The following is a 25,046-nucleotide window of genomic DNA, read 5'->3' on the forward strand; positions in this document are numbered from 1 at the left end:
CCCGGCACACACGCGTGCGCCTTTGGAGCGACCTCCAAAGTCAGCCCGTCCGAGGAAGGGGCCGCGGGGGTGAAAATGCGCCCCGCGCGCCCCCCACGCTCACCGCCGCCGGGCCTTCCGGGCCCGCCGCACCACGGCCGCCGCACCCAGCAGAGCGACCGTCGCGCCCGCCGCGCCCGCCGCGGTGGCGTCCTTGCGCCCGAGCCGCCGGCCGACGACGGTGTGCCGTCCGGCCACCTCCTCCAGCAGCTGCGCGAGGACCTCCTCGTTGGTCCACCGCGGCCGCCACCCCGCGTCGTGCAGCCGGCTCCCGCTCACCACCCAGGGGTACATCGTGTAGGCCAGGTCCCCGGCGGGGGACGGCGTCAGCCCGATCCGGTGCAGCCGGGCGGCGGCGCCCAGCGCGACCGCCGACGGCAGCTCCATGCGCCGGATGCCGCTGAGCTCCTCGACCTCCTCCTGCTCCAGCCATCCGTCGCAGCCGACGGCCAGTTCTCCGTCGACCTTCTCCAGGACGGCGTACTCCAGTGCGCTCACCAGGTCCTCGACATGGCAGAACTGCCAGGCCGGCCGCGATCCGGCGACGACCAGCAGCCGCGGCGACTCGAAGTACCGCGTCAGCGCGGTGTCCGTACCGCCGACCAGCACCGCGGGCCGCACCACGGTGACGTTGAGCCCCGGATGCGCCCGGGGCGCACGCCGGGCCAGCCGTTCGATTTCCAGGAGGTCCCCGACGCCGGTCGCCTCCGCCGTGGCCCGCAGCTCGGCGTCCTCCGAGAGCGGCAGCTCGTTGTCCTCGAGCGCGCCGTAGACCATCGCGGAGGTGCACAGCACCACCCGGTGCACCCCGGCCGCCGCGGCGGCCGTCAGCACGGTCTGCGTGCCCCGCACGTTGTAGGCCGTCCGGGCGGCGGCGTCACTCCCCAGGTCGAGGTCGAGCGCGAGGTGGACCACGACGTCCGCGCCGCGCAGCTTGTCGGCGATCGCCGGGTCGCGGACGTCGAGGATGTGCCAGGTCGCCGCGTCGCACTCGCCGCGCCGTTCGTCGATGGCGACGACCTGCTTGACCTCCTCCGACGCGGCGAGCCGCTCGGTCAACAGCGCGCCGATCCCGGTCGCGGCGCCGGTCACGGCCACGACGGGCCCGCGCGCGCCGGCCGGGGTTGAGTGGTTTCGCGCTGCGCGAACCTGCGGATCTGGGGAACTCACCAGGTGTCTCCAGCGGTTGTCATGGCATACGGGCGCGAGTGAAGCGTACGTACCAGGTGGCATCCATCCTGCCGCAGGCCAGGAGTCGGCGAAGCACCGAGGCCCGATCGAGCCGGGGTGTCTACGCTGGGTGGTGTTGCAGGGCAGTCGCCGCCGGCCGAGAACCGGTGGCCTTACCAGCCGAGGAACCCCGTGAGTGACACCCCATTCGGATTCGGCCTTCCGCCGGAGGAGCCGGAAGACGGCGACGAGGGCAAGAAGAGGGACCCGCAGAGCGGCGGTGGTCAGGGACCGGCCAACCCGTTCGGTTTCGGCGGGCTGCCCGGCGCCGGAGGCTTCGGCGCCCCCGGTGCGGACAACCCGCTCGCCGCTATGTTCGGTTCACTGAACCCCAACGACCTGGGCGCCGCCTTCCAGCAGCTGGGCCAGATGCTCTCCTACGAGGGCGGCCCGGTGAACTGGGACATGGCCAAGCAGATCGCCCGCCAGACGGTCGCCCAGGGCACCGCCGACGGCGTGAAGGACGCCAGCGTCGGCCCCTCCGAGCGCACCGCCGTCCAGGAGGCCGTCCGTCTGGCCGATCTCTGGCTGGACGACGCGACGTCCCTGCCGTCCGGCGCGGGCACGGCCGTGGCGTGGTCCCGCGCGGAGTGGGTCGAGGCGACCCTGCCCGCGTGGAAGGAGCTCGTCGACCCGGTCGCCGAGCGCGTAGGCGCGGCCATGGGCGATGTCCTGCCGGAGGAGATGCAGGCCATGGCCGGCCCGCTGATCGGCATGATGCGCTCGATGGGCGGCGCGATGTTCGGCTCGCAGATCGGCCAGGCCGTAGGCGTGCTCGCGGGCGAGGTCGTCGGCTCGACCGACATCGGCCTGCCCCTCGGCCCGGCCGGGCGGGCCGCGCTGCTGCCTGTCAACATCGAGGCGTTCGGCAAGGACCTCGGTGTGACGAAGGACGAGGTGCGGCTCTACCTCGCGCTGCGCGAGGCGGCCCACCAGCGTCTGTTCGCGCATGTGCCGTGGCTGCGCTCGCACCTGTTCGGCGCCGTCGAGGGCTACGCGCGCGGGATCAAGGTCGACACGGCCAAGCTGGAGGACGTGGTCGGTCAGTTCGACCCGCAGAATCCGGAGCAGTTGCAGGACGCCCTCCAGCAGGGCATGTTCCAGCCGGAGGACACCCCCGCGCAGAAGGCCGCCCTGGCCCGTCTGGAGACGGCCCTGGCGCTCGTGGAGGGCTGGGTGGACGCGGTGGTGCACGCGGCCGCGAAACCCCGTCTGTCGTCCGCGGACGCCCTGCGCGAGACGCTGCGCCGACGTCGCGCGTCGGGCGGTCCGGCGGAGCAGACGTTCGCGACGCTGATCGGCCTGGAGCTGCGTCCGCGACGCCTGCGTGACGCCTCCCGCCTGTGGGCGTCCCTCACCGACGCGCGCGGGGTCGACGGCCGTGACGCCCTGTGGGCCCACCCGGACATGCTGCCCACGGCGTCCGACCTGGACGACCCCGACGGCTTCGTGCACCGCGAGCACCTGGACTTCTCCGAGCTGGACAAGATGCTCGGCGAGGCGGCGAGCGGCGGCTCCGGCGAGAAGCCGAACCTGAAGAAGGACGACCCCGGGACCGACTCCAAGGACGACGACACCGAGTGAGCCTGTACGACGACGCGGTCCTCGTCCTGAAGGGGTACGAGGGCCAGGAAGAGCTGCGCCAGGCCTATCTGGACCACCTCGGGGCGCACCCGGACGGCATGTGGAAGACCTGCGGGGACGGCCACGTCACGGCGAGCGCGCTGGTGATCGACCCGGAGCGCGGCCGGGTGCTGCTGACCCTGCACAAGAAGATGCGGATGTGGCTCCAGATGGGCGGCCACTGCGAGCCGGCCGACGAGAGCGTGCGGGCCGCCGCTCTGCGCGAGGCGACCGAGGAGTCCGGCATCGGGGGGCTGGCCCTGCTGCCCGGCGGCCCCGTGCGCCTGGACCTGCATCCCACGCCGTGCGCGTGGCACTACGACGTCCAGTACGCGGCGCTCGCTCCGGCCGGGGCCGTGGAGGCCATCAGCGACGAGTCCCTCGACCTGCGCTGGTTCGCCTACGACGAGGTCGCGGGCGTGGCCGACGAGTCGGTCGTACGCCTGCTGGAGGCGACTCGCGCGCGGCTGTGAGCCGGAAGGCGGCTGAAGGGACGGCGGTGAGCCGGAAGGTGGGTGACGGGCGGCTGTGAGCCGAGACGGGTGAGGGGCGACCGCCAAGCGGCCGCCCCTCACGTCTGCTTTCCGGACGGTCAGCTCCAGGCGTTGCCCTGGTTCTGCTGCCGTACGCCCTGCTGTCCCATGCCGTACTGGGCGGCCAACCCGGAGCCGATCTGGGCGTTCTGCGGCGGCAGCAGCTCGCTGGGCTGGACGAGCGCGTAGCCGGAGCCCATGAAGCTGAGCTCCCAGCCCTCACCGGTGTTGCCGCGCCGGCGCCACACTCCGGAGGAGTGCGTCTGGGCCTGCATCTGCACCCTCAGCCCGGTGGACCAGGCCACGATGGCATCGGCGTCGCAGTTGACGTACTTGTCGGGCGTGACCTGCATCATCAGCGGCGCGCCCGAGGTCATCAGAGCGACCTTGCCGCGGCCGGTGATGTTGAGCTGGTACTTCCCGGAGCCGGAGATGCCATAGAGGCTGTCGACGGCGATGACCTCGTGGTGCAGCGAGGAGTCCATGGCCAGGACATAGCTGCTGTCGACGGTCAGGCCGTCCTGCTCCACGTCCATGACGTGCACGTGCTGGGCGAGGTTGGCGAGGTACACCGTGCCCTGCCCGTGGCAGCGCATCAGGTCCAGGCCCTCACCCGTGTGCGCACGCGCGCGTCCCTGCTGGTTGTTCTGGTACTCGGCGTCGAACTCCATCAGGCCCTGGTAGGCGACCATCGTGCCCTTGCGGGCGAGGATGTCGTCGTGGCCCTCGATGCTGACCCGGAGCATCTGCTTGTTCTGGAGACTCCAGCGCTCCTGGGTCTGCGAGTCGTTGTGCGCGAAAAGTGAGCTCTGCATGGCGTTTCTGGCTCCCCCTCAGCCCCGGACCCGGAGGCGGTCGGTGCTGTCCTCACTGGGCTGGACGACGACGATGCCCTGGCCGGAGAAGGCCATCTGGTAGGCCTCGCCGCTGCCCCGGCCGATGAGCGACTGCGCCTTGAAGCTGCGCTTGCCCTTCACCTTGAGGTTCGGCGACCAGGCGACGAGCGCGTCGGGGTCGACGTACGTCTCGTCCTCGCCGCCGCCGCAGTCGACGACGATCGGCTTGCCCCGGGAGGTCAGCGCGACCCAGCCCTGTCCGGAGATCTTGGTATTCCACAGGCCCTGGCCGGCGAACTTCGCGAGCCCCTTGACGCGCTCGACGCCCCAGGTGAGGTGCGCGTCGAAGGCGAGCAGGTTGGTGGCGTTGACGGAGATGCCGTCGCCGTTGAGGTTGATCACGACGACGTTGGCGCCGTAGTCGGCGAGGTAGAGCAGTCCGTCGCCCGAGCACTTCATCAGGGGCGCGCCCTCGCCGGTCATCCAGTCGCGCGCGATCTGGCGCACGGCCGGCGGGTTGGGCTCGTACTGCACGAAGCCCTCGTAGGCGACCATCGAGCCCACGCGCGCGAGGAGGTCGTTCCCGGTCTGGAGGGCGACCTTCAGCATGTGGTTGCCGTGGTTCTCCATACGGGCGGTGACGGGTGCGGGGGCGTAGCCCGCGAGTGGCTGGTTCATGACGGGCTCCCTCAGACCTCGTACGGCTGGACGACGATGAAGTTGCCGGGAGCGCCCCGGAACTGGAGGTTGACGCTCTCCCCGGTGTCGCCGGGGTAGGCGTTGCGCCGCATGCGGACCTGGCTGGAGACGACCACCTGGGCGGCGGACGACCAGGCGACGACGGCGTTGCAGTCGGCGAACGTGGTGGGGGTGACCGGCAGGACGACGGGCGTGCCGTGCGTCTTGACGACGATCGTGCCGGTGCCCGTGAACTGCATGGTGAACAGGGCGCCGCCGGGGATGCCGTGCCCCTCGATGCGACGGACCTCGTACTGGAGGCTCTCGTCGAAGGCGAGGACGTTCTCCGCGGAGACGCAGATGCCGTCACCCTGGAGTTCGATGGGGTGCAGCATCGTGGAGTTCTCGGCGAGGAACACCTGTCCCTGGCCGGTGCAGCGCATCAGCTGCATCTCCTGACCGGTGGCGTTGCCGACGATCCGGCCCGCGAACCCGGCGCCCTTGTAGCTGAAGTCGACCTTGCCCTGGTAGAGGACCATGCTGCCCTGGCGGGCGAGCACGGGCTGGCCTCCCATCCCGAGGTCGACGCGGACCAGCTTCCGGTTCTGCTGCGTCCAGCGCTGTCCGGTGGGCGTCTCCTTGAACTGCTGGAGCGCGGCGGCCACCCCGGCACCGCCCTGGGGCGCGCCCTGCGGCACGCCGTAGGCCTGCTGGCCCGGGACCTGCCCGAACGGGGGCTGCTGACCGTAGCCGGGCGGCTGGGGCGGCTGACCGTAGCCGGGCGGGGCCTGAGGCGCCTGAGGCTGCTGCCCGTAGCCGGGGGGCATGGGCGCGGTCGGCGCGGGGCCCTGACCGTACGGCTGCGGCTGGGGCGGCTGGCCGTACGGCGCCGGGGCCGGAGCGGGAGGCGGTACGTGGCCGCCGCCGGGCGGGGTCAGGGGCGCGACGATGGTCGGCGCGGCGTGCACCGAGGGCGCGGGCGCCGGCGGGGTCGCGCCGGGCGGGGGCGCGAAGCCCTGCGCGGCGGGCTGCGGCTGCGCCGGAGCGGGCGCCGACGGTGCGCCGAAGGCGGGCGGAGCGAAGCCGGGAGTGGCGGCACCGGCCTGCGGCTGCTGCGGCGCGGCGGGCGCCTCCTCCTCCGCGACCTCGCCGCCGAAGTTCTTCAGCAGCGCGTCCAGACCGCCGTCGAAGCCCTGTCCGACGGCGGCGAACCGCCACACGTCCTTCAGGTAGAAGTCACCCAGCATCACGGCCCGCTCGCTGGAGAACTCGGAGCCGTTGAACGCGTAGCGGGCCACTTCCTCGCCGCCCGCGACGATGCGGAGATAGCCGGGGCTGATCTGCGACATCTGCCCGGCGCCGTCAAGGGTCGCCGTGAAGGACAGCTTCTGGATCTGCGGCGGAATCCGGTCGAGGGTGATGCGGAAGGACTCCGTGTCGCCCGCCTGGGCGCCCAGGAGCTGGATGGACTCCTCGGGCGACTTCGGCTGGTTGAAGAAGATGAAGTACCGGTCGTCCGAAAGCCGCTCTTCGGCGTCGAGGCCGAAGCAGCTGATGTCGAAGGTCAGGCCGGGAGCGGTGATCTGCACGCCTACGTACAGATCGGTGCCCGCGGTGAGGTCACTGATCCTGGCCTTGTGGCCGCGCTGGAATTCCCTGGGCATGCGTAACGACCGTCCCCCATCCCGATTGTGAATGCGTTGCGTCAGGCTAACGGCAAAGTCGGACAACGCACGATGTCGGTACAGACCCGGTACACAACCAACCTCACGTGCCGGGGGACGGACTCACCGCCTACGCCGCAGGTCACTCCTCGTCGGCGGCGGCGGGCAGGTGGGGCAGCCGATCGGCCGCGACGACGCCCTCGAGGTAGCCCCGGGCGCGTTCGGTGCGCGGGTACGCCTCCAGCAGCCGCCAGAAGTCGGGGCCGTGACCGGGCACGAGCAGATGCGCGAGCTCGTGGGCGAGGACGTAGTCGATGACGTACTCGGGCATGCCCTTCAGGCGGTGCGACAGGCGGATGCTGCCCTCGGCCGGTGTGCACGAGCCCCAGCGGGTGTTCTGGTTGGTCACCCAGCGGACCGAGGCGGGCCGGGCCCGGCCGCCGAAGCACTGGGCCGACAGCCGCTCGGCGCGCTCGGCCAACTCCGCGTCGCCCGGGACGCGCCGGCTCTCCTGGGCGGCGAGCTTGTCGAGCATGACGCTCACCCAGCGTTGCTCCTCCGCCTCGGACATCCGGGCAGGGATGAGCACGATGGTGCGATCGCCCTCGCGGTACGCGGAGACCGTCCGACGTCGACGGGCGCTTCTGCGGACCTCGATCGCGCTCGTTCGTGAGCCGCTCGGCGGCTGGCTCGTCGTGCTGCGCTGTGGTGTTCCGGCGCGGTGCAATGGGTCGGCGGACACGCCCCGACGTTACCCGCTGCACACGGGGGAAGTCCCGACTCCGGGACGGCCAGGTTCCGATCCGTCGTGCCGCGTTTGCCTCGTACGACGGATTTGTACGATGAACGCCCCTGCCTGTGGACAACTTTCGGCGCGCTCGGACGGGTCCGGGCATGCTGGCACCCGTCGGCGGAGCGAGGACACCCTCACGCTCCCGCTCCGCCGAGGTGACGGGGAGTTTTCAGGCATAAGGCATACGGGGGCCTTTGATGCATCCGATGGTGAAGCCCGCGCTGCGGCGCGGCTGGCGTGACCTCAACACGGTGCAGTTCGGGATGACACCGGCGCACGCGCTGACACTCGGCCCGGTGGACACGGCGACAGGCAGTTTCCTCGACCTGCTGGACGGCACCCGCGGGCTGGAGCTGCTGCGCGAGGAGGGCCGCCGCATGGACCTGCCCGACGGTCATGTCGACCGGCTGGTGGAGCGGCTGGCGCGGGCGGGGCTGCTCGACGACGCGCGCGGCGGCGGGCCGGAGGCCGCCGATCTGCGGGAGCGCAAAGAGGTCCTGGACCGGCTGCGCCCCGACCTCGCCGCGCTGTCCCTCCTCACCGCGGAGCCGGGCGACGCGATCGAGCACCTGGCCGTCCGGCGCCGGCTGCGGGTCCAGGTGCGGGGCGCGGGCCGGGTCGGCGTGGTGCTGGCGGCGCTGCTCTCGGGTGCGGGGGTCGGTGAGGTGGACGTGCGGGACGGCGGCCGGGTCGAGCCGGGGGACATCGCACCGGGCGGTCTGTCCGCCGAGTCGGTCGGCGAGCGTCGGGACGAGTCCGCCCGCCACGCCGTACGCCGGGCCGCCCCGGGCCCCGCACCCCGCAGAGGCCCGAAGTCACCGGCCGAGGCGGACACACCCGGCTTCTCGCTCGTGATCATCACTCCGCGGGACGACGTGTCCGTGCACGCGCCCGCCCCCTCGGAGGCGGAGCCTCTGATCGCCTCGGGCACACCACACCTCTATGCGGGGGTCGTCGAGGGGACGGGCGTCGTCGGCCCGCTCGTGCTGCCGGGTGAGACGGGCTGCGCGGGCTGTCTGCATCAGGAGCGCACCGACCAGGACCCGGCCTGGCCGCGGCTGGTCGCCCAGTGGCACTCCGGGAGAAGGCGCTCGGCGCGCGCCTGCGATGTGACGTTGGCCACGACCGTCGCCGGGTTGGCCGCCGCCCACGCGCTCACCTTCCTCGACGGCCGGACCCCGTCGAGCGCCGGCGCCCGCTGGGAGGTTTCCGTTCCCGCCCTCCAGTGGCACGCCCGTCCGGTATGGCCCCATTCGGCCTGTCCGTGCGGGGCCGCGCAGAAAGGTAAGCAGGAACACATCTCCGAGGACCGGGGAACGCACGCGACAATGGCAGTGCAGCATTCGCAGGAGTTCTGCCGTACGACGGACGCCGCGCGGCTGGCCGGTACTTGGAGGGCGCATGTCTGATCTTCCCCGGAAGGCGGTCACCCGGACCGCCAAACTCGCCGCGCTCCCGCTCGGCTTCGCCGGGCGAGCGACCTGGGGTCTGGGCAAGCGGATCGTGGGCGAGTCCGCGGAGATCGTCGGCCGCGAACTGCAGCAGCGCACCGCCGAGCAGCTGTTCAAGGTGCTCGGCGAGCTGAAGGGCGGTGCGATGAAGTTCGGGCAGGCCATGTCCGTCTTCGAGTCCGCCCTGCCCGAGGAGGTCGCCGGTCCCTACCGCGCGGCCCTCACCAAGCTCCAGGACGCCGCGCCGCCGATGCCGACCCGCACGATGCACTCCGTGCTCGCGGAGCGGCTCGGCGAGAACTGGCCCGAGCTGTTCCTGGAGTTCGACGACAAGCCGGCCGCGGCGGCCTCGATCGGCCAGGTGCACCGAGCGGTGTGGCACGACGGCCGGGAGGTCGCGGTCAAGGTCCAATACCCCGGGGCGGGCGAGGCCTTGCTGTCCGACCTGAACCAACTCAGCCGTTTCGCACGCCTGTTGGGCCCCCTCATCCCGGGCATGGACGTCAAGCCGCTGATCGCCGAGCTCAAGGACCGGGTCTCCGAGGAGCTCGACTACAGCCTGGAGGCACAGGCTCAGCAGGCCCACGCGGAGGAGTTCGCCGACGATCCCGACGTGGTGATCCCGGCGGTGGTCCACCAGCGCGAGCAGGTCCTGGTCACCGAGTGGATCGACGGTGTGCCCCTGTCCGAGGTGATCACCGACGGCACCCAGGAGCAGCGCGACCGGGCCGGCCAACTGCTGTCCCGGTTCCTCTTCTCCGGACCGGCCCGCACCGGCCTGCTCCACGCCGACCCGCACCCCGGCAACTTCCGCCTCCTGCCGGGCGGACCGGACGGCGAGGACGACTGGCGCCTGGGCGTCCTGGACTTCGGCACGGTGGACCGGCTCCCGGGCGGTCTGCCGGACCCGATCGGCGAGTCCCTGCGCATGACCCTCGACGGTGACGCGCAGGCGGTCTACGAACTCCTGCGTACGGAGGGCTTCGTCAAGGACTCCATCGAGCTGGATCCCGACGCGGTCCTCGACTACCTCCTGCCGATCATCGAGCCGGCCCAGGTGGAGGAGTTCACGTTCAGCCGCGGCTGGATGCGCAGCCAGGCGGCCCGGATCGCCGACCTCCGCTCCCCCGCACATCAGCTGGGCAAGCAGCTCAACCTGCCGCCGGCCTATCTCCTGATACACCGGGTGACGCTCAGCACGATCGGCGTGCTGTGCCAGCTCGGCGCGACGGTGCGGCTGCGCGAGGAACTGGAGGAGTGGCTGCCCGGCTTCCTCGCGGCGGAGGTCCTGGAGGCTTTCGAGGCGGAGGAGTCGGCCGCGGAGGCGTGAGCGCCTGGACCCGCTGACCGGGCTGTGACGCGATTCACCACCACTCCGAGTCCAGTCGGCCTTCGATCGCCCTGAGGTTCTCGCGCGCGCAGGCCTCGCAGAAGTAGCGCCGGACGCCGTTCTCCACGGAGCAGGTCCAGGTGACGGGCGGGGGCTCCTGCGCCCGGGCGCCGCAGCGGGCACACACGAGGGGGCGGGGCTCCGTCGGGGAAGCGCCTCGGTCACCGTCTCCGGGAGGACTCGTCATCTTCGGGACGATAACTCCGGGGCGGTGGATCCTCCGCACAACGCACCGCGGGGGCCGGTCCGTTCGGACGGACCGGCCCCCGCAGGGAGAGCTTCGCCTCCCCTGTCGGGAGGCCACCGCTTCAGGTGGGTGTGGTTACTGCATCACGGCCATGGCGAGCGCACGCCGGGCGCGCAGCGAGGCGCGCTCGGCCCGTCGCTGCATCCGGCGAGCGGTCGCCAGGCGCAGTGCCCGGCGTTCCCGCTCGGCCTCGTGCAGTCGGTCGTGCATATGCGCACGAGCCAGGGCTTCTGGGATGAGTTGCATCTCGCGTGTCCTGTTCTGACGCGAGTCGTACGCGCCGGTGGTGGTGATGTCTTCGATCGCGGAGCCTGCGGGCTCGCTGGGGAACGGCTTCATCGGGGCCTGCTTCTTGGGGTCTTGCGTGAGGGGGCGGTCGATCGTTCCTGCGGTGTTCATGCCGTGACCGGGTTCTTGCGCGGGCGGCCACGCGGCCGCTTCCGGGCGACGACGACACCCTGGACGAACAGCTCGCCACCCCAGACGCCCCAGGGCTCGCGCCGCTCCTTGGCGCCGGCGAGGCAGGCCTCCATCAGCGGGCAGGTGCGGCAGAGGGACTTGGCGTACTCGACGTCGGCCGGCGACTCGGCGAAGAAGACCTCCGGGTCGTAGGAGCGGCAGGGGACGGGTACGCCGAGGTTCTCGATGGCGTCGTCGAGCGCGGTGAGCGCCGTGAGCGGGGTCAAGGTGGGGTCCTCCGTGAGGCCGGGCGGGGGGATCGTTTCGGAAGGCGGTACTGACGGGGCGTGCGCTTCGAGTTGCACGGTCGTCTTTCCTCGTCTGTCGGTCCGGTCCTGTAGGACCGGGTGTCGGCTGGGTACCGGGTTCTTTTCTTGTCCCGAGGCCCCTTCGCTCCGCTGTCCCCGTGTTCGGGGCAAACAGAAGGGCCGCGGATCCCGAGTGGGTTCCGCGGCCCTGAAGGCGCCGGCCTGATCGACGATCAGGCTGGATCACTCCAGGGTTCTGGCCCACGGAAGGCCCACATCAGGTGGTGCTGCGTCGTCTGCTTCCGGGCTCCGGCACCGGCTGCCGTAAAGGCATAGGCGTGCGCCTGTGCCCCTACTGCTTCCAGTGCCTCGGTCGGTCGCTCATTGCGCTCGCGGCTGGGAAGAACCGCGGAGGCAACGGAGGAGGACGCCGGCCGGTCGGCACGAATGCCGGACAGACCGGTGCCCAGGATCGAGGCGTCGAGCATGCACACGGAGACGACCGAGGGATCGGTCAGTTTGGCGGTGGAGCTGCGGTTGATGATGATCACTGGAATCGCCTCCTCTCGGCGTCTCGGGGGACCGGGGGTGAATCCGGTCCGACGGGTATGCAAGTACAGCACGGAATCAGGGCCTTCGAGAAGGCCGCCGTTCCCGTGTCTAAGAACCTATGGGGATTGCCGGGGCATGCGCAAACTATTTTTCCGACGAGTTCGGATCAGTTGCCCGGCCGTCCGCCCTCAGTCCCCCTCGCCGTCCCCTTCGACCTCTTGGCCTGCGCAGATGGCCAGGACATCGGCTCCGTAGCGGTTGAGCTTGCGGACGCCGACCCCCGGGATCCGCGCGAGCTCGCCCTCCTCCTCGGGGACGGTCTCCGCGATCGCCATCAGAGTCTTGTCGGTGAAGACGCAGAACGCGGGCTGTCCCGCCAGCTGTGCCTGGACCGCCCGCCAGTCGCGCAGCCGTTCGTACAGCCCCTCGTCCATGTCGGAGGGGCACTCCTCGCAGCGCATCAGCTTCATCTCGCCGGCGTCGGTCAGGGTGCGCCCGCAGACCCGGCAGCGGGCCGGGGTCCGCTGGGTCCGGCGCCGCTCGACCGGGGCGCCCGCCGCGGCGCCGGTGAAGCCGCGCTCGATACCTCCGGTGCCCGCGATGCCCCCGCTGCCACCGCGGCCGGCGGCGGCGCCCGAACCGGGACGCAGACCGTCGAGGAACCTGCTGGGGCGGCGGCTCGGACGGCCACCGGGTGAGCGGGAGAGCGCCCAGGAGACATACAGGCGCTCCCGGGCCCGGGTGACTCCCACGTAGAGGAGGCGGCGCTCCTCCTCGATCTGCTCGTCGGTCTTGGCGTAGGTGATCGGCATCATGCCTTCGGCGACACCGACCAGGAAGACGACATCCCACTCCAGGCCCTTGGCCGAGTGCAGGGAGGCCAGGGTGACGCCCTGGACGGTCGGGGCGTGCTGGGCGTTCGCCCGTTCGTCCAGCTCGGCGACCAGGTCGGCGAGGGTGGCGCCGGACTGCGCGGCGGCGAAGTCCTGCGCGAGGCCGACCAGCGCGGCCAGCGACTCCCAGCGTTCTCTGACGGCCCCGGAGCCGGCCGGTGGCTGCGGGGTCCAGCCCTCCCCCGACAGGACGGCACGTACCTGGGAGGGCAGGTCGACGGCGTCCTCGAGGAGGGTGTCGTTGCCGCCGAAGCGAGCCGCGCCGCGCAGGGCGACGCCCGCCTTGCGGACCTCGGGGCGGTCGAAGAAGCGCTCCGCGCCGCGCAGCTGGTACGGGACGCCGCGGTCGGCGAGGGCCTGCTCGTAGGTCTCCGACTGCGCGTTGGAGCGGAACAGGACGGCGATCTCCGCGGCCGGCACTCCGGCGTCGAGAAGCTCGCGGATCCGGCGGGCCGCGCCTTCGGCCTCGGCGGGCTCGTCGGGGTACTCGCCGTAGCCGGGCTCGGGTCCCGGGCCACGCTGGGAGACGAGCTCCAGGCGGTGGTCCGCGGCGCGGCCCCGGGCCTGGGAGAGCAGACCGTTGGCGAGGTGGACGACCTGGGGGGTGGAGCGGTAGTCGCGGACCAGCTTGACGACGGTGGCGCCGGGGTGGCGGGTGCGGAAGTCGAGGAGGTGGTCGGGGGTGGCTCCGGTGAAGGAGTAGATCGTCTGGCTGGCGTCCCCGACCACGCACAGGTCGTCCCGCTCGCCGAGCCACAGCTCCAGCAGGCGCTGCTGGAGCGGGCTGACGTCCTGGTACTCGTCGACCACGAAGTGCTGGTACTGGGCGCGGACCTGCTCGGCGATGTCGTGCCGGTCCTGGAGGACGGCGACGGTCAGCAGCAGGACGTCCTCGAAGTCGATCACACCGCGCTGCCGCTTGAGGTCCTCGTAGGCCGCGTAGAGCTGGGCGATCTCGGCGGGGTCGCGGGGGATCTCGCGGCCCGCCTTGGCGGCGGCCAGGGCGTAGTCGGCGGGCACGGTCTGGGTGACCTTGGACCACTCGATCTCCGCGGTGGTGTCCCGCAGCTCGCCCCGGTCGAGACGGATGCGGCAGGCGGCAGCCGCGTCGGCGACGAGCTGGATCTTGCGGTCGACGAGCCGGGGCAGGGAGCCACCGATCGCTTTCGGCCAGAAGTACTGAAGCTGACGCAGGGCCGCGGAGTGGAAGGTGCGGGCCTGGACGCCCTGGGCGCCGAGCAGGCGCAGCCGGCCCCGCATCTCTCCGGCGGCACGGTTGGTGAAGGTGACGGCCAGCACGCTGGAGGGGTTCAGGATGCCGGCGCGCACCCCGTAGGCGATGCGGTGGGTGATCGCCCGGGTCTTGCCCGTGCCCGCTCCTGCCAGCACGCACACCGGACCGTGCAGGGCGGTGGCCACCTCGCGCTGCTCGGGGTCGAGCCCTTCGAGCACCGCGTCGGCCGAGTCCGGTACCTGCGGGAAGAGGGGGGAGTGCGTTGCTGCTGTCACATGGCCATGCTGCCAGGTCGGCGGAGACGGGCGAGCCGGTTGTCCACAGGTGGGCCCTCGCAGTCGTACTAATGCGGCGAGTGTCACCCTCGGAGGTCCGTGCCTCGCCGAGAACGCGTCCCCGGGACCGGTGCCCGGCGGGAATGGGGGCCGACGGGAATGGTGGCCCTTTCAAGTACGTTCTCCCACTGCGACCACCTGCCCCGACCCGCCGAAGGAGCACAAAAGACATGCTGGGCACTGTGACGATGTACAGCACCACGTGGTGCGGCTACTGCCAGCGGCTGAAGAAGCAGCTCGACCGCGAGGGCATCGGATACACCGAGATCAACATCGAGCAGGACCCGCAGTCCGCGGCGTTCGTGGAGAAGGCCAATGGCGGAAACCAGACGGTTCCGACCGTGCTGTTCCCCGACGGTTCCACGCTGACGAACCCGTCGCTGGCGCAGGTGAAGCAGAAGATCGGCGCGTAACCGCGTTCGGCGCTCAACCGCACGCGGGAAGGGCGGTCCCCCGAGGTGTCGGGGGACCGCCCTTCCCGCGTGGTGGGTCAGATGAAGCTGCGGGTCGGCAGCGGCTTGCCGTACCAGAGCTCGATCAGCCGGGCCGCGATCGAGATGCCGTAGGGGGGCAGCACCTCGCCGGACTCGAAGGCGGCGCCGAGTTCGTCGCGGGAGAACCAGCGGGCCTCGTGGATCTCGTCGCCGTCGACGTTGATGTCGGTGGAGGTGGCGCGGGCCATGAAGCCCAGCATGAGGCTGGACGGGAAGGGCCAGGGCTGGCTGGCGATGTAGTCGACCTGGCCGACGGTGATGCCGGCCTCCTCGAAGACCTCGCGGCGTACGGACTGCTCGATGGACTCGCCGGGCTCGACGAAGCCGGCGAGGGTCGAGAAGCGGCCCTCGGGCCAGTGGACCTGGCGACCGAGGAGGATGCGGTCCTCCTCGTCCGTGACGGCCATGATCACCGCGGGGTCGGTCCGCGGGTAGTGCTCGGCACCGCAGGCGGGGCAGCGGCGGATGTGGCCGGCCGCGGCGATCACCGTGCGCTCGCCGCAGCGGGAGCAGAAGCGGTGCAGGCGCTGCCAGTTCTCCAGGGCCACCGCGTGGACCATCAGTCCCGTCTCGCGCGGCGACAGCAGCAGGCCGGCCTCGCGCAGACCGGCCGGGCGCGCGGACTGGTCGATGCGGCCGGGGAGCGCGTCCTTCTGGAGGGCGAAGTAGCTGACGCCGTCCTCGTCGGTCCCCAGGAAGTAGCGGTGCGCCTCGGTGAGGGGCGCCTCGAACGACGGGGTCATGACGAGCTCGGTGTGCCCTTCGGACGTCTCGTCGATGAGGACCTGGCCGCCGGAGACGACGAAACAACGTGTCGTGGGGTGGCTCCACGCCGCGGCGAGCCAGGCCTCGTCGAGCCGGTGGTGGGCGGCCCGGTCGACACCGCTCGGCGCGGTGAGCGAGATCGGGCGATCGGCGTTCTGGTCGGTCCAGGTGGTCACGGGTACTTCCAACTCCCCCGGTGGAACGGTTGTTTCGGCGGGCGGTTCAGCGGGACGTACGGCAGAGGACGACCGGTTTCGGTGCGGTGTCGCGGTGCGGGGCGGTCTTTCCAGTGTGCCCCGCGCGCGCGTCCCCTCCGGACCGTGCGGGGGCGTCAGGGCGCACGGCGCCAGTTCTCGGCCAGGTCGCCCCAGAGGTACGCGGTGGTCTCGACGCCCTTGAGGAGGAGGTCCAGCTCGACCTTCTCGTTCGGCGCGTGCCAGCCGTCCGAGGGAACGGAGATGCCCAGGAAGAGCACGGGGGCGCCGAGCACCTCCTGAAGGTCGGCGGCCGGTCCCGAGCCGCCCTCCCGGGTGAAACGGACGGGCCCTTCGAAGGCGCGGCCCATGGCCCGGACCACGGATCGGAGCGCCGGGTGGTCCAGCGGGGTCAGACACGGGCGCGTGGCCGGGCTGAACGTGATGTCGTGCCGGATCCCGGCGGGCAGCTGCTCGGCGGCCCAGGCGCGGACGGCCTTCTCCACGTGCGCGGGGTCCTGGCCGGCGACCAGCCGGAACGACAGCTTCACGAAGGCCGAGGACGGGATGATCGTCTTGCTGCCCGGGCCCTGGTAGCCGCCGCCGATGCCGTTGACCTCGGCGGTGGGGCGGGCCCAGACGCGCTCCAGGGTGGTGTGTCCCGCCTCGCCGTGGGTGGCGCGCGACCTGGCGGTGCGCAGCCACCGGTCCTCGTCGAACGGCAGCTCGGCGAAGAGCTCGCGCTCGCGGTCGGTGAGCTCGACGATGCCGTCGTAGAAGCCGGGAACGGCCACGCGCGCGTGCTCGTCGTGCAGGGCCGCGACCAGGCGGGCGGCCACGGTGGCGGGGTTGGGGACGGCACCGCCGAAGGAGCCCGAGTGGATGTCCTGGTCGGGGCCGGACAGCCGGATCTCGCATTCGGCGAGGCCGCGCATGCCGGTGCACACCGTGGGGGTGTCCTCGGACCACATCCCGGTGTCGGAGACGATCACGGCATCCGCGGCGAGGCGGTCCGCCTGCTCCTCGACCAGGGCGCGGAAGTTCGGGGAGCTGGACTCCTCCTCGCCCTCGATCAGCAGCTTGAGGCCGACGGCCGGGGCCTGGCGGCCGGTGGCGGCGAGATGGGCGCGGACACCGAGGGTGTGGAAGAAGACCTGGCCCTTGTCGTCGGCCGCTCCCCGCGCGTACAGACGGTTTCCGCGGACGACGGGCTCGAAGGGGTCGGTGTCCCAGCCGTCCTCGCGGGCGGCGGGCTGTACGTCGTGATGGCCGTAGACCAGGACGGTGGGAGCCTGCGGATCGCCGGACGGCCACTCCGCGTAGACGGCCGGAGCGCCCGGCGTCCGCCAGACCTCGACGGTCGGGAAGCCGGTCTCCTTGAGCTTGGCCGCGAGCCAGTCCGCGCTGCGCCGTACGTCGGGGGCGTGGTCGGGCTGTGCCGACACCGACGGGATGCGCAGCCATTCGGCGAGGTCGTCGAGGAAGGCGGCGCGGTGCTGCTCGATGTACGTGCGGACGGCGCTGACGGCACTGTCAACGGTATGGCTCATGGTCACGAGCCTATCGGCCCGCACCGACATCCTCGCCGGACCCTTGCGCAGGGTTTACTTGCGCGGCCGGTCCGCCGTGCCCGTCCCCGGCACCGTCGTCCCCGGTCAACAGGCGCTCCAGGGCGGCACGATCGGGCAGGCTCTCCGGTCGTACGACGTCGCCGCTGCGTACATAGAGGAACGCCGCTGTGACGGATTCCACGGGCACACCCTGCTGCTCGGCCCAGGCGAGCCGGTAGAGAGCGAGCTGGAGGGGGTCGGCGGTGCGGGCCCGGTGGGTCTTCCAGTCGACGATGTCGTAGGTGGCCGTGTCGCCGTCGCCCTCCTTGTAGACCGCGTCGATACGGCCCCGTACGACGCGGCCGGCGAGGGCGAGCTGGAAGGGGGCCTCGACGCGGTACGGCGTCCGGTGGGCGTACTCGGTGCTCTCGAAGGCTTCCTTGAGGGCTTCCAGGTCGCGCTCGTCGGCGATCTCGGCGTCGTCGCCGGGCAGCTCGTGCGGTTCCAGCAGGGGAAGCGTCAGCTCCTCGAAGCGGGCCTCCACCCATGCGTGGAACCTGGTACCCCGGCGGGCGGCCGGTTGCGGGGGGCGGGGCATGGGGCGCGCGAGTTCCTGCGCGAGACCGTCCGGGTCGGCGGCCAGCCGCAGGACCTGCGAGGCGGTCAGCGTCGTGGGAAGAGTCACGTCCGTGACGCTGCGGCGGGCGCGGAGCAGCTCGCCGGCGAGCGCGTCGAGGTCACGGTCCCAGGAGGCGACGGCGCGGGCTTCCTCAGGAGTGAGGGAGGGCCTGCGCGGGCGGGTCACGGGAAGCTGGGGGGCCGTCGCCTGGTGCGGCACGGCGAGGGGGGTGTTCTCGAAGGGCGCGTCCCCGAACGGGTCGGACTCGTCGTACGGCGGCTCCCCGTACTCGGGGTCGTCGTACCCGGGCCCGCCGTATTCGGGCTCGCCGTACTCGGGCTCGCCGTACTCGGGCTCGTAGGAGAGCTCGTCCTCGTCCGGTGGCGGGGGCCAGTCCGGGTCGTCGTACGTGTCCGGGTCGTGGGTGGCACCGGGGTTGCCGTCCTCGTGCGAGGCGAGGTCCTCCAGGTGGGCGAGGACGGTCTCGGCGGCGGCGCGGCGGCGGGCCAGGGAGTCGTCGTCCAGGGGGAGCGGCCAGACCTGGTCGGCCGTCGGCCGGTGCAGGACGGGGTTCTCCGAGTCCTCCTCGGGTTCGTCCGCCCAGGCCTCGATCTCGCCGTGCCCGGCCGCGCAGTGTCGGTACAGCTCCTGGAGGAACTCGGACGGGCCGCGGGGCTTCTTCTGGGTGGGGCCCCACCAGTGGCCGGACCCGAGGAGCAGGGAGCGGGGGCGGGTGAAGGTGACGTACCCGAGGCGGAGTTCCTCGGTGTGCTGGTGATCCTTCATGGCCTCGTGGAAGGCCTTCATGCCCCGCGCGTCCCAGGAGTCGAGGTCGGGGAGGGTGTCGGCGTCGCCGCGCAGTTCGTGCGGCAGCACCTTGGCCTGGGCGGTCCACTTCTCGCGGCCCTGGCCGCTGGGGAAGGTCCCGGCGACCAGGCCGGGGACGGCGACGACGTCCCACTCCAGGCCCTTGGACTTGTGCGCGGTGAGCACCTTGACGGTGTTCTCGCCGCCGGGGAGGGCGTTGTCGAGGCCCTTCTCGTACTGGGCGGCGGTGCGCAGAAAGCCGAGGAAGGCCAGCAGGCTCGCCTGGCTCTCGCTCGCGGCGAAGGAGGCGGCGACGTCGAGGAAGTTGGACAGGGTCTCGCGGCGCCGGGCGGCGAGGGCCTGCGGGGACGCCGACAGTTCGACCTCGAGGCCGGTGACGGCGAGGACGCGGTGCAGCACGTCCATCAGCGGGTCGGCCAGGGACCGGCGCAGGTCACGCAGCTCGGTGGCGAGTCGCGCGAACCGCACGCGCGCGTCCGGCGAGAAGGGCAGCCCGTCGTCGTACCCGGCACCGCCGTCGCCGTACAGGGGCGTCTCCAGGAAGGTGTCGAGGGCGTCCGCGAGCGATATCACCTCGGACGGGTCCACTCCCTCGACGGCCTCGGCGAGCCGGCGGTCCGGGTCGTCGTCGCCGCCCCCGCGCGCGTGGGTGACGAGCAGCCGTGCCCGTCGGCCCAGGAGCGCGAGGTCGCGGGGGCCGATGCGCCAGCGCGGGCCGGTGAGCAGGCGGACCAGGGAGGCGTTGGCGCCGGGGTCCTGCAGCACCTCGCAGACGGCGACCAGGTCGGCGACCTCGGGCAGGTGCAGGAGACCGGAGAGACCCACCACCTCGACGGGGATGTCCCGGGCGACCAGCGCGCCCTGGATCTCCGCGAAGTCGGTGGCCGTACGGCACAGGACGGCGATCTCACCGGGTGCCTTGCCGGTGCGCACGAGGTGGGCGATGGAGTCGGCGATCCAGTCCATCTCCTCGGCGTGCGTGTCCAGAAGGGCGCAGCGCACCACTCCGTCGCGTTCGGCACCCGGGGCCGGGCGCAGGGCCTCCACGCCCGCGTGCATGGCGCGCAGCGGCTCGGCGAGGCCGTTGGCGAGGTCCAGGAGGCGGCCGCCGCTGCGGCGGTTCTCGCTGAGGGACTGACGTCGCGCCCTGCTTCCGTCGGTGTGCGCGAAGTGCTCGGGGAAGTCGTCGAGGTTCGCCACGGACGCGCCACGCCAGCCGTAGATGGCCTGGCAGGGGTCGCCGACGGCGGTCACGGGGTGTCCGGTGCCGCCGCCGAACAGACCGGCCAGCAGGATGCGCTGGGCCACCGAGGTGTCCTGGTACTCGTCGAGGAGGACCACACGGAACTCCTCGCGCAGGATCGGGCCCACCTCGGGCACCTGGGCGAGCCGGGCCGCCAGGGCGATCTGGTCACCGAAGTCGAGCAGGTCGCGCTCCCGCTTGGCGGTCCGGTAGCGCAGCACCAGCTCGGCAAGTTCGCGGCGGGCGGCGGCCGTCTCGGGCACCTTGCGCAGGTCGGCGTTGGTGAGTCTGGCGCCCTCCAGGCCGTTCAGCAGTGCGGCGTCCCACGCGCGCAGGTCCTCGGGCCGGACGAGGTGTTCGGCGAGTTCGGCGTCGAGCGCGAGGAGGTCGCTGATCAGGTCGGCGAAGGAGCGGGTGAGCGACGGGTAGGGGCCGGGGGCCTCGCGCAGCACGCGCGCGGCGAGCTGGTAGCGGGTGGCGTCGGCGAGCAGGCGGGACGTCGGCTCCAGGCCGATGCGCAGGCCGTGGTCGGTCAGCAGGCGGCCCGCGAAGGAGTGGTAGGTGGAGATCACCGGCTCGCCCGGCGGGTTGTCCGGGTCGATGAGGTCGGGGTCGGTGACGCCCGCCTTGACCAGTGCCTTGCGGACGCGCTCGGCGAGTTCTCCGGCTGCCTTGTTGGTGAAGGTCAGGCCGAGGACCTGCTCGGGGGCGACCTGGCCGGTGCCGACCAGCCACACCACGCGCGCGGCCATCACCGTCGTCTTGCCCGACCCGGCTCCGGCCACGATCACCTGCGGGGCGGGCGGCGCGGTGATGCAGGCCGTCTGCTCCGGGGTGAAGGGGATCCCGAGGAGCTCCTTGAGCTGCTCGGGATCGCTGATACGGGCGGGCATGGGGAGAGGCTAGCGGCGGGCACTGACAGTCGATGACAAATCACCCGCGCAGAAGGAGAGAAGCGCAGGTCAACACCAGTGGTGCGGTCCGTCACACGAGTCTGTCACTCGACCACGTGCCGTCCCTCGGGCCGCGCGCTGCACGAGGCGCGGAACGCGCAGTGGGTGCACTGCTGGCCTGCGGTCGGTGTGAAACGCTCGTCGAGGACCTTGCCGGCCGCCGTGGCCAGCAGGTCACCGACCCACTCCCCCGCCGAGCCCTCGATGGCTTCCTGCGCCTGCACCTTGGGCAGGCTCTCGCCGCCGTCCCGCTTGGCGGCGCTCTGCCGCAGCTGGACGAGTTCGGCACCGCCCGGAGCGGGCCGTACGCCGTCGAAGGCCTCGTCGACGGCGCCCTCGCGGACGGCGAGCTGGTACACGGCGAGCTGGGGGTGGCGCTCCACCTCGCGGGCGGTCGGCGCGTGTTTGCCGGTCTTGAAGTCGACGACGTAGGCACGGCCTTCGGCGTCGGCCTCGACGCGGTCCATCTGGCCGCGGATGCGTACCTCGTACTCGCCCGCTTCGAGGGTGACGTCGAAGTCGTGCTCGCTGGCGACCGGTGTGCGGCCGGTGCGGTCCATCACATGCCACTTCAGGAAGCGTTCGAGCGCCACACGCGCGTGTGCCTTCTCCTGTGCGGACTTCCACGGGGCGTCGAAGGCGAGGGCGTTCCACACGGAGTCGAGGCGCTCCATGAGGACGTCGAGGTCGGCCGGGGTGTGCCCGGAGGCGACCTCGTCGGCGAGTACGTGCACCACGTTGCCGAATCCCTGGGCGACGGTGGCGGGGGCGTCCGCCTTCACCTCGCGGCCGAGGAACCACTGGAGGGCACACGTGTTGGCGAGCTGGTCGAGGGCGCTGCCGGAGAGCACGACGGGCTGGTCGCGGTCGCGCAGCGGCACCTTGCTCTCGGTCGGCTCGAACATGCCCCACCAGCGGTACGGGTGGGCGGACGGCACCAGGGGCCTGCCGTCCTCGTCGGCGAGCGCGGCCAGCCGGGCCAGCCGGCGGGCGGCGGCCTCCCGGAGGGGGGCGGAGGCCCGTGGGTCGACCGTCGTGGCGCGCAGTTCGGCGACCAGCGCGGCGACCGCCAGGGGGCGGCGCGGGCGGCCGGTGACGTCCTTGGGCTCGACGCCGAGTTCGGTCAGGAAGCGGGAGGGCTGGTCGCCGTCGTCGGCGGGCGCCTTCACAGCGGTGACGACGAGCCGTTCCCGCGCGCGTGTGGCGGCGACGTAGAACAGGCGGCGCTCCTCGGCGAGCAGCGCTCCCGGGGTGAGCGGCTCGGCGAGTCCGTCGCGCCCGATGCGGTCCGCCTCCAGGAGGGAGCCCCGGCGGCGCAGGTCCGGCCACAGCCCTTCCTGGACGCCGGCGACGACGACGAGGCTCCACTCCAGGCCCTTGGTCCGGTGGGCGGTCATCAGACGTACGGCGTCGGGGCGCACGGCACGCCGGGTGAGGGTGTCGGCGGCGATGTCCTCGGCCTCGATCTCGGCCAGGAAGTTCAGGGCGCCCCGGCCGCCGGTGCGCTCCTCCGCGCGCGCTGCGGAGGCGAACAGCGCGCACACGGCGTCCAGGTCCCGGTCGGCGTTGCGCCCGGCCGCGCCGCCGCGCCGGGCGGCCCGCTGCAGACGCGTGGGCCAGGGCGTGCCGTCCCACAGGGCCCACAGGGCCTCCTCGGCCGTACCGCCGCGCGCGAGGCCCTGCCGGGCCGCCGCCAGCAGCGCGCCGAGGCGCTGGGCGCCGCGCGCGTACGTGGGGTCGTGGGCGACCAGCCGCTCCGGCTCGGCCAGGGCTCGCGCGAGCAGTTCGTCGGAGGGCGGCGGCAGCGCGTTGCCCGCGGCGCGTTCCTCCTCGCGCAGGGCCCGGCCGAGGCGGCGCAGATCGGCGGCGTCCATGCCGGCGAGCGGGGAGGCGAGGAGGGTGAGGGCGGTCTCGGTGTCCAGCCAGCAGGCGTCCGCGCCGGCCGCGGGGGCCTCGTCCCCCGCCGGTGCCGGCGCGGAGGCCTCCGCCGTCGCCACCGCCCGCAGGGCCGTCAGCAGGGGTGCCACGGCGGGTTCGTGGCGCAGGGGGAGATCGTCGCCGTCGATGTCGAGGGGGACGCCGGCGGCGGTGAGGGCGCGGCGGACCGTCGGGATGGTGCGGGAGCCGGCGCGTACCAGGACGGCCATCTCGCGCCAGGGCACGCCGTCCTCCAGATGTGCGCGGCGCAGGATGTCGGCGACGTTGTCCAGCTCGGTGCCGGGGGTCGGATACGTGTACACCTCGACGTGGCCGCCGTCGTGGGTGGCGGTCAGCTCGCGGTGGGCACGCACCTTCTCGGCCGGAAGGCGGGTCAGGGGCATCCGCTGGGTGAGCAGCCGGGTGGCGGCCAGGAGACCGGCACCGGAGCGGCGGGAGGTGCGCAGGACCTCGACGGGGGCCGGACGGCCGTCGGGGCGGGGGAAGGCGTCGGGGAAGTCCAGGATGCCGTTCACGTCGGCGCCCCGGAAGGTGTAGATCGACTGGTCGGGGTCGCCGAAGGCGACCAGGCTGCGGCCGCCGCCGGCGAGGGCGTGCAGCAGCCGGACCTGGGCCGGGTCGGTGTCCTGGTACTCGTCGACGAACACGGCGTCGTACCGCGCGGCGAGCCGCTCGGCCACCTCGGGGCGGTGGGCGAGGAGGACCGCGCGGTGGACGAGTTCCGCGTAGTCGATCACGCCGTGCAGATCGAGCACGTCGAGGTACTCGGCGAGGAAGGCGGCGGCGGCGCGCCAGTCGGGGCGGCCGATGCGGTGCGCGAAGGCGTCCAGGGCCGCGGGGTCGAGGCCCAGTTCGCGGCTGCGGGCGAGCACCGCGCGGACCTCGTCGGCGAAGCCGCGCGTGGTGAGGCAGGCACGCAGCTCGTCCGGCCAGCGCACATGTGCGAGACCGAGCCGTTGCAGGTCGAGCTGGCCCTCGAGCAGCTCGCGGACGGCCACGTCCTGCTCGGGTCCCGACAGCAGCCGCAGGGGTTCCACGAACAGGTCGGCGTCCTGGTGAGCGCGGATCAGGGCGTAGCAGTACGAGTGGAAGGTGGTCGCCTGCGGCGCGCGGGCGGCGCCCATGCGATGCGCCATCCGGTCCCGCAGCTCCACGGCGGCCTTGCGGCTGAACGTGAGCACCAGGATGCGCTCGGGGTCTCCCCCGCGGGCGACCCGGGCCGCCACGGACTCGACGAGGGTGGTGGTCTTCCCAGTGCCCGGACCTGCGAGGACGAGCAGCGGGCCGGCGCCGTGGTCAACCACGGAGCGCTGCGCGGCGTCCAGACGAGGGGGGCCCACCCTGGCCGGCGGGGTACGCACCAGCCGGTAAGCGCCACGGTCCCCCTGTCGCCCCTGGGGGTGCGACAGGCGCCTGGTGGAGGAAGAGGAGCTCACGTGGTTCGCCGGTCCTGGTGGGTGTACTGGTTGACGGAGCACCGATCGGGGCGAGCGGTGATCACGGGATGAGAGGGACGCGTGCTGCCGACGCTACGCCGACGAGCGGGCCGGACGGACGGCTTCCGATTCTTCTCTCGAGGCCCTCGCGGCCCTCACGCTCCTCCCGGCCCGGATACCACGCACGTCCTTCGCCCCTCGAACGTACGCCATGCCGCGGACGTGCCCCCTTTGCGCCGTTTCCCCCGTACGGGCCACAAGGTCCACTCGGCGCCGCCCGATGGCGGAAGCTGTCAGGTGTGACCTTCCGCGCGCTCGCCGCCGTCCCACCGCGCCCGCTTCATGTCGAGGCGCGGCAGGTGCCCCTGTGCGGCTCTGCTCGCCTGCTTCAGAGGAGTGCCCTCGGCCCGGTAGCGGGCCAGCGCCCGCAGCTCGTGGCCCGGGAGCAGCATCCCGTCCGCGCGGACCACTCGCCACCACGGGACGGCGCCGCCGTAGAGGGCCATCACCCGGCCCACCTGTCTCGGCCCGCCCTCCTCCAGCCATTCCGCGACGTCCCCGTACGTCATGACCCGCCCGGGCGGGATCAGCTCAGCGACCTCGAGGACCCGCTCGGCGTACTCCGGCAGCGCGTCCGTGTACTCCGAGCGGGCGTCGTCCGGAAGGCTCTGCTCGCTCATCCGCCCCATCCTGCCCCACGGCACCGACAATGCGACGGGCCCGCGACCCTGTGTGACCCTCGCCCCCGGGCGGCGCTTCAGGCAGACTGTGCGCCCCCGCGTTTGCACCCTGATGCCCCCGTGTGTCGGTGGGGCATGCCA

At 72.5% G+C, this 25,046-nt stretch carries 20 protein-coding genes; 5 read left to right on the forward strand and 15 right to left on the reverse strand.

Annotated features, from left to right (window positions below; all coding sequences use genetic code 11):
- Window positions 1–99 precede the first annotated feature (99 nt).
- Complete coding sequence (locus tag OHU34_RS14660) at window positions 100–1,209, reverse strand: SDR family oxidoreductase (RefSeq protein WP_142266097.1); 1,110 nt, start codon at window positions 1,207–1,209, stop codon at window positions 100–102.
- Window positions 1,210–1,401: 192 nt separating this feature from the next.
- Here OHU34_RS14660 and OHU34_RS14665 point away from each other — a divergent pair, with 192 nt between their 5' ends.
- Both OHU34_RS14665 and OHU34_RS14670 read left to right on the forward strand, forming a co-directional pair.
- Window positions 1,402–2,853 (forward strand): zinc-dependent metalloprotease, encoded by a 1,452-nt coding sequence (locus OHU34_RS14665; protein ID WP_142266096.1) that lies wholly within the window; start codon window positions 1,402–1,404, stop codon window positions 2,851–2,853.
- Window positions 2,850–3,365, forward strand: a complete 516-nt coding sequence (locus OHU34_RS14670; RefSeq protein ID WP_405766697.1) for an NUDIX hydrolase — start codon at window positions 2,850–2,852, stop codon at window positions 3,363–3,365. Before OHU34_RS14665 ends, OHU34_RS14670 begins: the two co-directional genes overlap by 4 nt.
- Before the next feature lie 119 nt (window positions 3,366–3,484).
- Here the strand turns inward: OHU34_RS14670 and OHU34_RS14675 are convergent, their stop codons facing one another.
- The 4 genes from OHU34_RS14675 to OHU34_RS14690 form a co-directional block, all read right to left on the reverse strand.
- Complete coding sequence (locus OHU34_RS14675; protein WP_142266094.1) at window positions 3,485–4,240, reverse strand: AIM24 family protein; 756 nt, start codon at window positions 4,238–4,240, stop codon at window positions 3,485–3,487.
- Between the two features lie 18 nt (window positions 4,241–4,258).
- Window positions 4,259–4,939 carry an AIM24 family protein gene (locus OHU34_RS14680; protein WP_020130800.1) on the reverse strand — a complete coding sequence of 227 codons (681 nt, stop codon included), beginning with the start codon at window positions 4,937–4,939 and terminating at the stop codon, window positions 4,259–4,261.
- Between the two features lie 11 nt (window positions 4,940–4,950).
- Window positions 4,951–6,603 carry a TerD family protein gene (locus tag OHU34_RS14685; protein WP_405766701.1) on the reverse strand — a complete coding sequence of 551 codons (1,653 nt, stop codon included), beginning with the start codon at window positions 6,601–6,603 and terminating at the stop codon, window positions 4,951–4,953.
- Between the two features lie 142 nt (window positions 6,604–6,745).
- Entirely contained in the window at window positions 6,746–7,345 is a 600-nt protein-coding gene (locus OHU34_RS14690) for a M48 family metallopeptidase (protein ID WP_037735901.1), read from the reverse strand.
- Between the two features lie 248 nt (window positions 7,346–7,593).
- Between OHU34_RS14690 and OHU34_RS14695 the strand changes: the two genes are divergently transcribed.
- Window positions 7,594–8,805, forward strand: coding sequence for a TOMM precursor leader peptide-binding protein (locus OHU34_RS14695; RefSeq protein ID WP_405766703.1), 1,212 nt, complete (start codon window positions 7,594–7,596; stop codon window positions 8,803–8,805).
- On the forward strand, window positions 8,798–10,177 hold the full coding sequence (locus OHU34_RS14700; protein ID WP_142266090.1) for an AarF/ABC1/UbiB kinase family protein: 1,380 nt from the start codon (window positions 8,798–8,800) through the stop codon (window positions 10,175–10,177). The genes OHU34_RS14695 and OHU34_RS14700 overlap by 8 nt, the downstream gene beginning before the upstream one ends.
- Window positions 10,178–10,211: 34 nt before the next feature.
- Here the strand turns inward: OHU34_RS14700 and OHU34_RS14705 are convergent, their stop codons facing one another.
- The 5 genes from OHU34_RS14705 to OHU34_RS14725 form a co-directional block, all read right to left on the reverse strand.
- Entirely contained in the window at window positions 10,212–10,424 is a 213-nt protein-coding gene (locus OHU34_RS14705; protein ID WP_082412894.1) for a hypothetical protein, read from the reverse strand.
- A 135-nt stretch (window positions 10,425–10,559) separates the two neighbouring features.
- Entirely contained in the window at window positions 10,560–10,883 is a 324-nt protein-coding gene (locus OHU34_RS14710) for a hypothetical protein (protein ID WP_020130806.1), read from the reverse strand.
- Window positions 10,880–11,248: a WhiB family transcriptional regulator gene (locus OHU34_RS14715; protein WP_073754157.1), complete on the reverse strand. Its 369-nt coding sequence runs from the start codon at window positions 11,246–11,248 to the stop codon at window positions 10,880–10,882. Before OHU34_RS14715 ends, OHU34_RS14710 begins: the two co-directional genes overlap by 4 nt.
- Window positions 11,249–11,424: 176 nt before the next feature.
- On the reverse strand, window positions 11,425–11,742 hold the full coding sequence (locus OHU34_RS14720; protein ID WP_054242736.1) for a hypothetical protein: 318 nt from the start codon (window positions 11,740–11,742) through the stop codon (window positions 11,425–11,427).
- A 189-nt stretch (window positions 11,743–11,931) separates the two neighbouring features.
- Window positions 11,932–14,145 (reverse strand): ATP-dependent DNA helicase UvrD2, encoded by a 2,214-nt coding sequence (locus OHU34_RS14725; protein ID WP_405766707.1) that lies wholly within the window; start codon window positions 14,143–14,145, stop codon window positions 11,932–11,934.
- Window positions 14,146–14,375: 230 nt separating this feature from the next.
- Between OHU34_RS14725 and OHU34_RS14730 the strand changes: the two genes are divergently transcribed.
- The gene (locus OHU34_RS14730) at window positions 14,376–14,618 is read left to right on the forward strand and encodes a mycoredoxin (RefSeq protein WP_020130808.1); all 243 of its coding nucleotides are present in this window, start codon (window positions 14,376–14,378) and stop codon (window positions 14,616–14,618) included.
- 77 nt (window positions 14,619–14,695) lie between these two features.
- Here the strand turns inward: OHU34_RS14730 and nudC are convergent, their stop codons facing one another.
- The 5 genes from nudC to OHU34_RS14755 form a co-directional block, all read right to left on the reverse strand.
- Window positions 14,696–15,640 carry an NAD(+) diphosphatase gene (gene nudC / locus OHU34_RS14735; RefSeq protein ID WP_020130809.1) on the reverse strand — a complete coding sequence of 315 codons (945 nt, stop codon included), beginning with the start codon at window positions 15,638–15,640 and terminating at the stop codon, window positions 14,696–14,698.
- A 155-nt stretch (window positions 15,641–15,795) separates the two neighbouring features.
- The gene (locus tag OHU34_RS14740; protein ID WP_142266087.1) at window positions 15,796–17,208 is read right to left on the reverse strand and encodes a dipeptidase; all 1,413 of its coding nucleotides are present in this window, start codon (window positions 17,206–17,208) and stop codon (window positions 15,796–15,798) included.
- Window positions 17,209–17,218: 10 nt separating this feature from the next.
- Window positions 17,219–20,791, reverse strand: a complete 3,573-nt coding sequence (locus OHU34_RS14745) for an ATP-dependent DNA helicase (RefSeq protein WP_142266086.1) — start codon at window positions 20,789–20,791, stop codon at window positions 17,219–17,221.
- A gap of 104 nt (window positions 20,792–20,895) precedes the next feature.
- Window positions 20,896–24,225: an ATP-dependent helicase gene (locus tag OHU34_RS14750; RefSeq protein ID WP_405766712.1), complete on the reverse strand. Its 3,330-nt coding sequence runs from the start codon at window positions 24,223–24,225 to the stop codon at window positions 20,896–20,898.
- A 293-nt stretch (window positions 24,226–24,518) separates the two neighbouring features.
- A complete protein-coding gene (locus tag OHU34_RS14755) occupies window positions 24,519–24,905 on the reverse strand; it encodes an MGMT family protein (protein WP_142266084.1) in 387 nt (128 codons plus the stop codon).
- Window positions 24,906–25,046: the final 141 nt, after the last annotated feature.

The organism is Streptomyces sp. NBC_00080, assembly GCF_045041255.1.
GTDB classification, from domain to species: domain Bacteria; phylum Actinomycetota; class Actinomycetes; order Streptomycetales; family Streptomycetaceae; genus Streptomyces; species Streptomyces coriariae.